Origin of the sequence: Streptomyces sp. NPDC090994 (genome assembly GCF_044768905.1) — a bacterium.
GTDB lineage: Bacteria > Actinomycetota > Actinomycetes > Streptomycetales > Streptomycetaceae > Streptomyces.
Genome location: NZ_JBIVWS010000017.1, coordinates 102,221 through 114,952, shown reverse-complemented (window position 1 = coordinate 114,952; position 12,732 = coordinate 102,221). Strand labels below are relative to the sequence as shown.

10 protein-coding genes are annotated in these 12,732 nt (G+C 73.1%); 6 read left to right on the top strand and 4 right to left on the bottom strand.

The genetic code is table 11. The features are described 5' to 3' along the window. Positions 1-5: 5 nt before the first annotated feature. From ACIQR3_RS28500 to panD, 4 genes are read right to left on the bottom strand one after another with little or no spacing between them, the layout of a single operon-like run. Positions 6-3,191, bottom strand: coding sequence for an amino acid adenylation domain-containing protein (locus ACIQR3_RS28500; protein WP_403543501.1), 3,186 nt, complete (start codon positions 3,189-3,191; stop codon positions 6-8). Between the two features lie 54 nt (positions 3,192-3,245). Further along, positions 3,246-4,412 carry a nucleotide disphospho-sugar-binding domain-containing protein gene (locus tag ACIQR3_RS28495; protein WP_403543500.1) on the bottom strand — a complete coding sequence of 389 codons (1,167 nt, stop codon included), beginning with the start codon at positions 4,410-4,412 and terminating at the stop codon, positions 3,246-3,248. Beyond that, positions 4,412-5,641 carry a cytochrome P450 gene (locus ACIQR3_RS28490; protein ID WP_403543499.1) on the bottom strand — a complete coding sequence of 410 codons (1,230 nt, stop codon included), beginning with the start codon at positions 5,639-5,641 and terminating at the stop codon, positions 4,412-4,414. The genes ACIQR3_RS28495 and ACIQR3_RS28490 overlap by 1 nt, the downstream gene beginning before the upstream one ends. A gap of 51 nt (positions 5,642-5,692) precedes the next feature. Beyond that, positions 5,693-6,160, bottom strand: a complete 468-nt coding sequence (gene panD / locus ACIQR3_RS28485; RefSeq protein ID WP_403543498.1) for an aspartate 1-decarboxylase — start codon at positions 6,158-6,160, stop codon at positions 5,693-5,695. A 172-nt stretch (positions 6,161-6,332) separates the two neighbouring features. Between panD and hppD the strand changes: the two genes are divergently transcribed. From hppD to ACIQR3_RS28455, 6 genes are all read left to right on the top strand, one after another. Beyond that, positions 6,333-7,439 carry a 4-hydroxyphenylpyruvate dioxygenase gene (gene hppD, locus ACIQR3_RS28480; protein ID WP_403543497.1) on the top strand — a complete coding sequence of 369 codons (1,107 nt, stop codon included), beginning with the start codon at positions 6,333-6,335 and terminating at the stop codon, positions 7,437-7,439. A 5-nt stretch (positions 7,440-7,444) separates the two neighbouring features. Beyond that, entirely contained in the window at positions 7,445-8,539 is a 1,095-nt protein-coding gene (locus ACIQR3_RS28475; RefSeq protein WP_403543496.1) for an alpha-hydroxy acid oxidase, read from the top strand. Next, positions 8,539-9,861: a PLP-dependent aminotransferase family protein gene (locus ACIQR3_RS28470; RefSeq protein ID WP_403543495.1), complete on the top strand. Its 1,323-nt coding sequence runs from the start codon at positions 8,539-8,541 to the stop codon at positions 9,859-9,861. Before ACIQR3_RS28475 ends, ACIQR3_RS28470 begins: the two co-directional genes overlap by 1 nt. A 77-nt stretch (positions 9,862-9,938) precedes the next feature. Then, the gene (locus tag ACIQR3_RS28465) at positions 9,939-10,808 is read left to right on the top strand and encodes an ATP-binding cassette domain-containing protein (protein ID WP_403543494.1); all 870 of its coding nucleotides are present in this window, start codon (positions 9,939-9,941) and stop codon (positions 10,806-10,808) included. Beyond that, complete coding sequence (locus tag ACIQR3_RS28460; protein WP_403543493.1) at positions 10,805-11,461, top strand: hypothetical protein; 657 nt, start codon at positions 10,805-10,807, stop codon at positions 11,459-11,461. Before ACIQR3_RS28465 ends, ACIQR3_RS28460 begins: the two co-directional genes overlap by 4 nt. A gap of 8 nt (positions 11,462-11,469) precedes the next feature. Continuing rightward, positions 11,470-12,729: a cysteate synthase gene (locus ACIQR3_RS28455; RefSeq protein ID WP_403543492.1), complete on the top strand. Its 1,260-nt coding sequence runs from the start codon at positions 11,470-11,472 to the stop codon at positions 12,727-12,729. Positions 12,730-12,732: the final 3 nt, after the last annotated feature.

Genomic DNA, 12,732 nt, shown 5'->3' with positions numbered 1-12,732 from the left:
TGCTCCTAGGAGACTCGTCGGGCGCGGGGCACCAGGGCGGGGCGGGGCGGTTCGGCGGCGGCCGCCTCGAGCCCGGCGGCCACATGCTCGTCAAACAGCCGTGCGATCGTCTGGGCGTCGAACAGCGCGCGCAGGTCGAGGTCGATGCCGAGCGCGGAACGCACGCGGCTGATCAGCTTGACCGCGGTCAGCGAGTTGGCGCCGAGGGCGAAGAAGTCGTCGTCGATGCCGACCTCCGGCAAGCCCAGCAGGTCGGCCGCGATGGTGCAGAAGGCCGCCTCGGCCTCGGTCCGCGGGCCGCGGCCGGCCGCCTCGGGGGCGGGACCGGGGTCCGGCAGGGCGCGGCGGTCGAGCTTGCCGTTGGGGTTGAGCGGCAGCCGGTCGAGGACGACGCCCGCCGAGGGGACCATGTAGGGCGGGAGTTCGGCGCCGAGGCGGGCCGCGAGTCCGGGCCACTGCGGGGCGGCCCCCTCGTCGGGGACCACGTAGGCGACCAGCTGCTTGACGTCGGCGGATTCGCCGCGGGCCAGGACGACCGCGTGGCGGACACCGGGCAGCCGGCCGAGCACGGTCTGCACCTCGCCGGGCTCCACTCTCAGGCCCCTGACCTTGACCTGGTCGTCGGCCCGCCCGAGGTGTTCCACCACACCGTCGCGGGTCCACCGGCCCAGGTCGCCGGTGCGGTACATCCTGGCGCCGGGGCCGCCGAAGGGGCTGGCGACGAAGCGGTCGGCGGTCAGGTCCGGGCGTCCCAGGTAGCCGCGGGCCAGGCCGACGCCCTCGACATAGATCTCGCCGGCCGCGCCGACCGGCACCGGCCGCAGCCGGTCGTCGAGAAGGTGGACCCTGGTGTTCGGCAGGGGCCTGCCGACCGGTGGCGCGCCCGGCTCCCCGCCGCCGGCGCCGCCGTCGGAGAACCACGCGGTCGCGTAGACGGTGACCTCGGTCGGACCGTAGAGGTTCGCGATCCGGCAGCCCGGCACGGCCTGCCGGACCCGGGCCACCAGGGACTCGGTCAGCGCCTCACCGGTGAAGCCGATCGTCTTGGCGTCGAGGCCGACACCGGGCCCGCTCAGCAGGGTCGACATCACGGACGGCACCGAGCCGGCGTATCCGCCGGACAGCACCCGCCCGCCGAGGGCCAGCGGTCCCGACAGCAGTTCGACGCAGCCGCCGGCCACCAGCGGCGCGAAGATCTCCAGCGTCGATGGGTCGAAGCTGAGCGAGGTCGCCGCGAGCGTGTGTGCCAGGGTGTCGGCGCCGAGGGCCTCGACGGCCCAGCCGATGAAGTTCACCATGCTGCGCCGCGAGACGACGACGCCCTTGGGGCGTCCGGTGGAGCCCGAGGTGAAGATGGCGTAGGCCGGGTTGTCCGGACGCAGGGGCGTGGTCCGGTCGGCGTCGGTGAGGCGTCCGGCGGGGCGGGCCGCGAGGTCCCGCGCCACCTCGGGGTCGTCCAGGAGCAGCCGAGTGGTCTTCGGCGCCGCCCCCAGCACGGACTCGGTGTCGCGGGTGGCGATGGTCAGCACGGGGTCCGACAGTTCGAGCATGTACGCGATCCGCTCGGCCGGATAGGTCACGTCCAGCGGTACGTACGCCGCGCCGCTCTTGAGGACGGCGAGCAGGGTGACGAGCATGTCGGGGCTGCGCGGCAGGGCCAGGGCCACGAACCGCTCGGGGCCCGCCCCCGCCTCGACGAGCCTCCGGGCCAGCCGGTTCGCGCGGGCGTCGAGGTCGGCGTAGCCGAGTGACTCGCCGTCGTGGAGCACCGCGACGGCCCCCGGAGCGCGGTCGGCCTGTGCCTCGACGAGTTCCGAGATGTCGGCTTCCGGGATCGCCCGCTCGGGCCCGTACCAGCCGCCGAGCAGGTTCGTACGCTCGTCCGGCAGCAGGAAGTCCAGTGCGCCGACCGGTGTGTCGGGGTCGGCCTCGGAGAGTTCCGTCAGCAGCACCGCCAGGCGGTCGCGGTGGGCTTCGAGCACCGGCGTGTCGTACAGCCGCGGGTTCGCGTCGAGGCACACGCGCAGCCCCGGGACGCTGGCACCGCTGTAGACCGCGAGGTTGAAGTCCTCGACGGGACCGTTCGACAGGATGTTGACGCTCGAGCGGGCCTGCCCGAACGTCAGGTCGTCCTGGAAGCGCAGGACGTCGACCGAAGGCCCGTACAGCCGCTGTCCGCCGGCCAGCTTCAGGTCGCGCCGCAGGTCCTCGAAGCGGTAGCGCTGGTGCGCCAGCGCCTGTTTGATCTCGTCGGCGGTGCGTCGCAGGAAGGCACCCACGCCCAGGTCCGGGTCGACGTCCAGCCGCAGCGGCACCACGTTCGCCGCCATGCCGACCGTGCGCTTCTGGACGGCCCCGAAACGGGCGGCGACCGGCAGGCCGATGACGACCTCCCGGGTCCCGCGCATCCGGCCCAGGTACACCGCCATCGCCGCGCAGATCGCCACCGAGTGGGTGGTGCGCACGCCGCGCGTCAGCTTCTGCAGCCTGTCCAGGACCTCGGCACCGATCTCCGCGGTCACGCGCAGGAAGGTGTGCGCGGGCAGCGCCGTGGTGTCCGCGAGTCCCTGCACCTCGCCGGCTCCGGCCATCCGCTCCGTCCAGAAGGCGCGGTCGGCCGCGAACCGGTCCGAGGCGCGGTATTCGGCGTCCGCGTCCAGCAGGCTCGCGGCCGGGCCGAGGGCGGTGTCCTGGACCGGCTCCCCGGCGGCCATGGCGTTGTAGATGTCCGCGACCCGGCCGGCGACCAGCGAGGAGGAGTAGCCGTCGCAGACGATGTGGTGGGCGCGGTTGAACCAGAACCAGCGGTCCTCCGCGGCGCGGAACAGCAGGCAGGAGTAGAGGGGGTCCTGCTCCAGGTCGACGGGCCGGGCCATCTCCTCCCGCATCACGGCCTCGGCCGCGGCCCGCGGATCGGTCTCGCCACTGACATCCACCAGAGGCATCGACCACTCGCGCTCCGCCGGGACCTGCGTCGGGCCGTCCGCCGTCTCCACGAAGCGGACGTGGACGGCCTCGCTCTCCTCGACCGCCCGCGCCACGGCCGCCCGCAGCAGGTCCGGGTCGAGCGGGCCGGTGATGTCGAGGTACTGGCAGCCGGAGAAGATCGGGTTCGCCCGGTCCAGCCGCTGGGCGAACCACATGCCGGCCTGAGCCCCTGACAGGGGAAGCGGAGTCGTCGTGCGGGTCATCTCATCTCACCTTCGGTGGACGCTGAGCGGATCAGGTACGACGGAAACGGCCGGTCAGGCGACGAGGGAGGCCAGGCGGTCGACGACCTCGGCGGGGCTGGGCATGGCCCGTATCTCTTCCCGGACCTCGTGGGCCGCGGTCCGGAAGGCCGGCTCGTCGAGCACCCGGGCCAGGTTCTCCCGTACCTCGGCCGCGCTGATCCGGTCCGGGGGCACCAGGGCCGCGACCCCACGGGCGGCCAGCACCCGGGCGTTGGCGGGCTGGTCGGCGGTCTGCGGCAGGACGACCTGCGGCACGCCGAGGGCGAGGCTCGTCATGGAGGTGCCGGCCCCGGCGTGGTGGACGACGGCCGAGCAGGTCGGCAGCAGCGCACCGAGCGGCATCCAGCCGACGACGCGCACGGCCTCCGGCAGCTCGCCGATCCCCTCCAGGTCGCTCTCCCCCATCGCCACGACGACCTCGACGCCCAGACCGGCGAGTTCGACGAGGATCTCCCTGACCACCGCGACATAGAGCTGCTTGAGCTCCGAACCGGCCGGGAGGTTGCCGAGAACGCTGCCCATCGTGACGCAGACCCGCGGCCTGCCGGGGGCGGCCAGCACCCAGTCCGGGAGGACACGGCCCTCGTTGTAGGGCACGTAGCGCAGCGGCCACTCGGTACGGGTGTCCCCTCCGCCCAGGCCGGCGGGCCTGATGTCCAGCACGGCGGCCGGCTCCCGCCAGGGCTCGCCGATGCCCAGGCGTTCACGGGTGGGCAGCAGGTACTCCGCGACGGCTCTCCGGTACGTCACCGCCTGCTCGTCGGGGCCGGCCCAGGCGAGCCGGACGCTCTGCTCGACGTACGGGATGCCCAGCCGGGTCGCGACCAGTTCACCGGCTCCCTGTTCGAGGGTGGACACCACCAGGTCCGGCCGGAAGGCCTCGGCGGCCCGCAGCAGGCCGTCGGCCATCGCCTCGCCGAACATGCCCATGCCGCTGCGCCGGGGCCGCTGCCCGTCGGGGGCGGCCTGGACGGCCCGGCTCGCCGCCAGGAAGTCGGCGTGCACATCGGTGCCCGGGGCCGCGTCCACGGTCCAGAAACCGCCGGCGGCCACCGACCGTGACGTGCCGCCGGTGTTCATCACGAGGACCTCGTGTCCCGCGGCCCGCAGGGCCCAGGCCAGGGGCACGGTGGGCAGGAACAGCCCGGCTCCGGGCGCGGCCGTCGACAGGACGCGCATCAGCGGTCCGCCACGCGGCAGGTGACCGGGAGCTGGACCGGACCGATGAGGCCGACCGAGGGGTGCAGGACGGTGCCGTCGAGAACCGTGATGTCCCGGGTGCGGCTGAGGACGCCCTCGACCGCGATCCGGCTCTCCAGCCGGGCCAGCGGCGCGCCGAGGCAGAAGTGGATGCCCTTGCCGAACGCGCGGTGCGGATTGGGGTCGCGGTGGATGTCGAACCGGGCCCCGTCGCCAAAGACCCGCTCGTCACGGTTGGCGGAGGCCAGCCAGACGCAGACGTTCCCGCCGGCCGGGATCTCCGTACCGCCCAGCACGGTGTCCACGGTGGCCACCCGCTGGTCGCGGACCAGCGCCGGACGCCAGCGCAGCACCTCCTCGATGGCCGGCGGCAGCAGACCGGGGTCCGCGCGCACCTCCGCCAACGCCCCGGGGTGTTCCAGCAGGCACGTCACGGTGTTGCCGACCATCAGGGAGGTCGACATGTGACCCGCGATCAGGAACATGGCGATGACCCCGAAGATCTCGTCGTCGGCCAGTCGCCTGCCCTCGACCTCGACCCGGGCCAGCGTCGAGGTCAGGTCGTCGCGGGGGTCGGTGCGCCGGTCGGCGATGTGTGCCATCAGGTAGTCGCTGGCCTCGGTGAGCAGCTCGCCGATCCTGCGCATCGCGGCCTCGTCGACCGTGCCCAGCTCACCGAACGGCCGGGAGCCGATCAGGCCGTCGGACCAGGTCCAGAACACCTTGTGGTCGGCCTCGGGGATGCCGAACAGCTCGGCGATCACCGCGGCGCTCAGCTGGCTGGCGAAGTCCTGGGCGAGGTCGAACCGGACCTCGTCACCGGGGCCGGCCTCGCCGATGACCGTGTCCAGCAGGTTGTCGGAGAGTACGCGGATACGCGGTTCGAGGCGGGTGATGACGCCCGGGGTGAAGGCCTTGTTGACCAGGCTCCGCATCCTGGTGTGCAGCGGCGGGTCGACCCCGATGAAGTTGCCGCGGGCGGCCTGTGCCAGCCTCTTCTGGTCCTCCGGGATCAGCGCCGTCTTGTCGCTGCTGTAGGTCTCGTGGTCGGAGAGGACCGCCATCGCCTCGTCGTAGCGGAAAACCTCCCAGACGCCGGGCTGGCTGCTCGCTCCGGCCGCCTCGTGGGCACGGTGGTCCTCGAAGTAGGCGAACAGCCCCTTGATCCGTGCGTCGGCGGGCAGCTTGGTCAGGGCTTCGAAGTCCATGGCGGGTTCCTCCCCGGCGACGCGCGGACGCGTCCGGTCGATGAATGACGTTCAGCTGCGCGCGGCGGGACCGCTCTCCGCGGACCGGGCGACGACCCTGTCGCCGCGTACCAGGCCCGATCCGGCCGGGGCCCCGGCCGGATCGGCTCCCACGGCGTCGATCCGGTTGCCGGCGTCGACGAAGACGATGCGCGGCTGGAACGAGCGCGCCATCTCCTCGGCCACGGCCGAGTAGGAGATGACGATCACGAGGTCCCCGGGGGCCACGAGGCGGGCCGCCGCGCCGTTGACCCCGATCACGCCGCTGTCCCGTTCCCCGGTGATGACGTAGGTGGAGAACCGGTTGCCGTTGTCGATGTCGACGACGTCGACCTTCTCCCCGGGCAGCAGGTCCGCCGCCTCCATCAGCGCGGCGTCGATCGTGATCGAGCCGACGTAGTGCAGGTCCGACTGCGTGACCGTGGCTCGGTGGATCTTGGACTTCAGCATGTCCCTGAAGGCGACTGGCGTCGTAGCCATCCGGACGGCCTCCCCCGTGAGTTGGTCTGGATCGCCTGGGCACGCTACGGGCGGTGGATCACCGCGGGCAGCACCGATCAGGTACACCGATCGGGCACCCCGCTCGGCGCAGTGCCCGGCCGCCCCCGCTTGGGATAGTCGAGTGATCGTTCTGGCGTAGAGACGGGGAGCAATGAGCACTCACGTGACCGCGGGCGAGGACCTGGATCTCGCGTATGTCGAGTTGTACGTGGCCGACCTGGACGCCGAGCGCGACGTCTTCGTGGAGCTGTACGACTTCGAGGTCGTCGGCACGGCCGGCTCGTCCGCACAGGGGTTCTGGAGCGTGGCACTGACGCAGGGCAGCTCCATGCTCGTGCTCACCCAGGGGCTGGCCGACGAGCACCCCGCCTCCTCGTACGTCCTCTCCCACGATGACGGCGTGGCCGGCATCGCGATGCGCACCGCCGACGTGCCCAGCGTCTTCGCGGCCGCGGTGGCGGCGGGCGCGACGCCGGTGGCGGAGCCGCGTGCCGGCGCGGACGGCCTGTTCACCGCGACGATCCGGATGCTCGGTGACATCACCCACACCCTGGTGCAGACGTCCCCCACCGGGCCGGGCGGTCCGCCGCCGGGGTTCACCCCCGCGCCGACGCCCGCCGCACAGGGACAGGCACAGGCACGGACGCCTCGGCGCCCCGAGGACGCTCTGCACCTCGACGTGGTGGACCACTTCGCGGTCTGCGTGCCGGCCGGGACCCTGGACCGGACGATCTCCCTGTACGAGTCCGCCCTCGGCTTCCGGCAGACCTTCGAGGAACGGATCACCGTCGGTGCCCAGGCGATGGAGTCCAAGGTGGTGCAGAGCGCCTCGGGCACCGTGACCTTCACCATCCTCGAACCGGACCCGGAGCTGGAGGCCGGGCAGATCGACGAGTTCCTGAAGAACCACGGCGGCGCGGGCATCCAGCACGTGGCCTTCGCCACCGACGACATAGCCCGGACCGTCGCCTCGATGCAGCGCCGCGGCGTCGAGTTCCTCTCGACCCCGGGCGCGTACTACGACCTGCTGCCGGACCGGATCCTGCCCGGCACCCACGGCGTCGACGAGCTGCGGAAGCTGAACATCCTGGTCGACGAGGACCAGGGCGGGGAACTGTTCCAGATCTTCACCCGCTCGAGCCATCCCCGCCGCACCCTGTTCTACGAGGTGATCGAGCGGGCCGGCGCCCGGCTCTTCGGCTCCAACAACATCAAGGCCCTGTACGAGGCGGTCGAACTCGGGCGCTCGGGGAACTAGCGCCGATGGCACCGACGACGGACGCGGGCAGCGTCGCGGACCTCGAACCCGCGGCCCGGGAGCGGCTGGCCGGGGACATCTGGGACTTCATCGCCGGCGGCAGCGGCGACGAGACCACCCTGGCCGCGAACCGCGCCGCGCTGGACCGCATCACCCTCGTCCCGCGTGTGCTGCGCGACCTGTCGGAGCGTCATACGCGGTGCGAGCTGTTCGGGTTCCGCGCGTCGGTACCGGCCGCCGTCGCACCCCTCGCCTACCACCGGCTCGTCCACCCGGACGGTGAGGCGGCCACCGCCCGTGCCGCCAGGCGCGCCGGTGTCCCCCTGACCGTGTCCACCATGAGCAGCACGTCGCTGGAGCAGGTCACCGACGCCGGGGGAACGGTCTGGTTCCAGCTCTACCCGCTGCGGGACCGGCAGCGGACCCGCGCGCTCGTCCGCCGGGCGGAGGACGCCCGGTGCGCGGCGCTGATGGTCACGGTCGACGTGCCGTGGATGGCGCGGCGGCCCCGGGACATCCGCAACAGCTTCAGCCTCCCGCCCCATGTCAGGGCCCCGCTGCTGGGGGACGAGGACGGGGCGCCGGACGCCCGCAGCAGGGTTCCGCACGCCTCGGCGGTGGCCGAGCACACCCGGGCGTCCTTCGCCCCGTTCACCTGGGCCGACCTGGCCGAGCTGCGCCGGGCGACATCGCTCCCGTTGATCGTGAAGGGGGTTCTCGCGCCCGACGACGCCGTGCGGGCCGTCGAGGCCGGCGCGGACGGCGTCGTCGTCTCCAACCACGGTGGCCGCCAGCTCGACGGCGCCATCCCCACCGCCGACGCGCTGGGCGCGGTGTGCGAGGCCGTCGGCGGGCGCGGGACGGTCCTGTTCGACAGCGGAGTGCGTTCCGGGACCGACGTCCTGCGGGCCCTGGCCTGCGGCGCCGACGCCGTACTGGTCGGCCGCCCGGTGCTGTGGGGCCTGGCCGTCGGGGGCGAGGCCGGTGTGCACCGCGTACTGACGTTGCTGCGGCGGGAGTTCAGCGACGCCCTGGGCCTCGCGGGATGTCCCGACCCGGCCGCGGCCCGGGAACTGGCGATATGGAGGCGACCGGCGTGATGGCGACAGTCGCCCTGGCGGACCTGCACGCGTCCTTGGCCGACCCGGCCCTGGACTCGATGAACTTCCTGAACGAGATTGCGAACGACTACCCGGACGCCGTCTCGTTCGCCCCGGGCCGGCCCTACGAGGGGTTCTTCGACACCGCGCTCATCCACGACTACCTGCACCGTTTCGAGCAGTACCTGCTCGTGGAGCGGGGGTTCGCCCCCGAGCGGGTGTGCCAGGTCCTGTTCCAGTACGGGCGTACCAAGGGCGTCATCGACGACCTGGTCACCAGGCACCTGGAGATCGACGAGGGGATCCATGCCGAGCCGGAGTCCGTCGTCGTCACCGTGGGGTGCCAGGAGGCGATGTTCCTCGTCCTGCGGGCGCTGCGGGCCGACGACCGGGACGTCCTGCTCACGGTGACCCCGGCCTACGTGGGCATCGTCGGCGCCGCGCGGCTGGCCGACATGCCGGTGGTCGGCGTGGACGGCGGGCCGGCCGGGATCGACCTGCCCGCGCTGGCCGGGACGGTACGGCGGCTGAGGGCCGAGGGCCGCCGTCCGCGCGCCTGCTACGTCGTGGCCGACCACTCCAACCCCTCCGGTGTCAGCCTCTCCCCCGCCGACCGCCGGGCGCTGCTCGACCTGGCCGCCGCCGAGGACTTCCTCATCCTGGAAGACAATCCGTACGGGCTCTTCTCGGCCGACGACGAGCGGCCGCCGACGCTCAAGGCCATCGACTCGGGGCGGCGCGTCGTCTACCTCGGTTCCTTCGCCAAGACCGGCCTGCCCGGGGCCCGCGTGGGCTACGTGGTCGCCGATCAGCCGGTGGCCGGTGGCGGCCTGCTCGCCGACCAGCTCGCCAAGCTCAAGAGCATGCTGACCGTCAACACCTCTCCGATCGCCCAGGCGGTGATCGCGGGCAAGCTCCTGGCCCACGGCTGCAGTCTGGTGAAGGCCAACCAGCCGGAGATCGCCGTCTACCGGCGCAACCTGACGTGTCTTCTGGAAGGCCTGGCCCGCCGGTTCCCGGCCGACGGCTCCTCGGGCATCGGCTGGAACCGCCCGCGCGGCGGCTTCTTCCTCGTGCTGTCGGTGCCGTTCGAGGCGGACGACTCCCTGCTGGAGCGGTCCGCCCGTGAGTTCGGTGTCCTGTGGACGCCCATGCGGCACTTCACCACGGGCGCGGCCGCCCGGTGTGCGATCCGCCTGTCGTTCAGCGTCCTCACCCCCGAACAGATCGACGAGGGACTGGACCGCTTCGCCGCCCTGGCGGCCTCGACCACCCGAAGAGGTGACGCACGACCTCGCGACACGGACACTCCCCTTCGGTGAGCCGGACAATGGCTCGACATGCGACGCGTGTCGCAGGCGAAGAGGGAGGAATCAAGCAGGTGTTGACTCTGAGGGCAGTGAGCAAACGCTACCGGCGCGGCCGTCCGGTGCTCGTCGACGTCGACTTCCGGACGTCGCCGGGTGCCGTCCAGGCCGTCACCGGCGGCAACGGCTCGGGCAAGTCGACGCTGCTGCGGATCCTGGCGGGCGTCTCACGGCCGACCTCCGGCACCCGCTCCGGTGATCCGGGGGTCATCGGCTACGTGCCGGACCGCTTTCCGGCGGGCACCCGGCTGTCGGCCCGCTCCTACCTCGCGCACATGGGGCGCGTCAAAGGGCTGCCGAGCAGGCGTGCCGAGGCCCGGGGTACCGAACTGCTCTCCCGCTTCGATCTGGTGGGCGGATTCGAGACGCCGATCCGTGACCTGTCCAAGGGCAACGCGCAGAAGGTCGCCGTGGCGCAGGCCCTGCTGGTGCCGCCGCGGTTGCTGATCCTCGACGAGCCGTGGTCGGGCCTGGACGCCTCGACGCACGGCGTGCTGGCATCGGTCATCACGGAGGTCGCCTCCGGCGGCGGGACCGTGGTCTTCACCGACCACCGGGAGGCCGTGACCCGGTCCGTGGCGACCGAGGTCTACCGCATCGAGGCGGGACGGCTCGGCGAGGCGTCGGCCGTGGCACCGGACACGGCGGATCCTCGGGCCTCGGTGTCGGAGGTCGTACTGCGCGCGCCGGGCCCCTGGCCGGCCGCGCTCGTCGACGCCCTGACGAGGGCGGAGGGGGTGCGGTCGGTGACCCCCGAAGGGGAGCACGGTGTCCGGGTCCGGGTGCCGCGCGGCCACTGCGACACGCTGCTGCTCACGGCGCTCCACGCCGGCTGGTCCGTCGACGCGCTCCGGCACGACGTCGTCGTCCCCGCCCCGGCGGACGGGCGGGTGACCCGATGACCGCCCTGTACCGCTACAACATGGCCACCGTGCTGCACTCCCAGCGTTATGTGCCGCCCCTGGTGTTCTTCCTCGGCCTGCTCGCCATTCTCACCAGCAGCGACAACGGCCCGCTGCTGGAGGTGTACCAGGCCTCCGCCGGCTCCGTGCTGGCCTGCTCGACCTGGATCGCCGCCGCGGTGGTCAACGTGGAGGAGCCCGTCGGACGGGCCATGGTCGTGGTGAACGCGCGCCGTTCGCGCGACGTGCTCGTCGCCGCCGTCGCCGCCTCGGCCACCTTCTGCGTCGGCATGACCTTGATCGGCCTGGTCTATCCGGTCGTCTCCGGCTCGCACACCGTCACCTGGCAGGCGGTGGCGCTCGGCGCCGCCGCCCAGCTGATCTGTGCCTGCGTCGGCATCGGGCTGGGACTGCTGTGCTCACGGCTGGTGATCGGCCGGCCGGGCTTCTCGGTGGTGGCCGGGCTCGCGCTGGTGCTCGCGGTGATCCTCGCCAAGCCGGTGCCGCCGGTCTATCCGATGCTGCGCTCCATGTCCGGCGACCGCAGCCCGGCCGGCCTGGTGCTGCCGTTCGCCGGCTACGGCCTGGCCGGCCTGGCCGTACTGGCCGCGGCCACGGCATTGACGCAGTACATCGCCACCCGAGGGGACTGAGGGGAAACATGAGGGCGTATCGCCTGGTGTGTTGCGCGTGCGGCACCGAGTACGACGACGACGGGCTGCGGCTCGCGTGCGATGCGCCCCATGAGCCCTCGCTGCTGCGCACCGTGTACCAGGCGTCGGGTCTGCACGCGAAGCACCCGGCTCCGGCCGGCAGCGTCTTCCGCTTCGCCTGGCTGCCGGTGGTCCGCGCGATACCCGGCTCGCCGGGGCCGGTCGCCTGCCGGGCCGAGGAACTCGGCCGTGCTCTCGGGCTGTCGGACCTGTGGATCTCCTTCAGCGGCCACTGGCCCGAGCGCGGCGCGCTGCTGCCGACCGGCACGTTCAAGGACCTGGAGGCCGGCGTGGTCCTGGGCCGCCTCCCGGACGATCCGCCGGTGCTGGTGCTCGCCTCCGCGGGCAACACCGCCGCCGCCTTCGCCGCCGCGTGCGTCCGGGAGGGGGCGAGGTGCCTGATCGTCGTTCCCTCGTACGCCGTGGGGGCGGTGTCCGCCGCGGCCGGACGGGCCGCCGGCGTGGGGCTGGTCGTGGTCGAGGGCGGAACGTACGACGACGCGATCGCCCTGGCCGAGGCGGTGGGTGCCCTGGACGGTTTCCGGCCGGAGGGCGGGATACGCAACGTCGGGCGGCGTGACGGCCTGGCGACCTGCCTGTTGACGGTCTTCGAGGCGTCGGGACGGCTGCCCCGCCACTACGTCCAGGCGGTGGGCAGCGGCGCGGGAGCGGTGGCCGCGCACGAGGCGGCAGGACGCCTGCGGGAGCACGGCTGCCCCGACCCGCTGCCCCGGCTCCTCCTGTGCCAGAACGCCCCTTACGCACCTCTGCACGACGCCTGGCACGGCTGGCGGACCCCGGCGCCCGCCGGACCCGTCGTCGCCCCGGAACTGACGAACGGCCGGCCTCCTTTCGCCGTGCGCGGCGGCGTACGGGAGGCGCTGGTCGAAAGCGGCGGGACGGTGGTCGTCGCGGGGGGCGACGAGGCCCGGCACGCCATGGCCCTGTTCGAGCGGACCGAGGGCGTCGACATCGAGCCCGCGGCCGGGGTGGCGCTGGCGGGTCTGGCCGAGGCCGTCCGCGCCGGGCGCATCGGCACGGACGACATGGTGCTGCTCAACGTCACCGGTGGCGGCCGGCGCCGCCTGTGCGCCGGGGCCGGGACGGTGCCGGTGCGGCCGGACGTCTCGGTCGACGTCGTCGAGACCCGCGACCCGGCCCTGCTCGAGATCGCGGCGAAGAGCGTCGCCGACGCGTTCCTGGTGTGACGC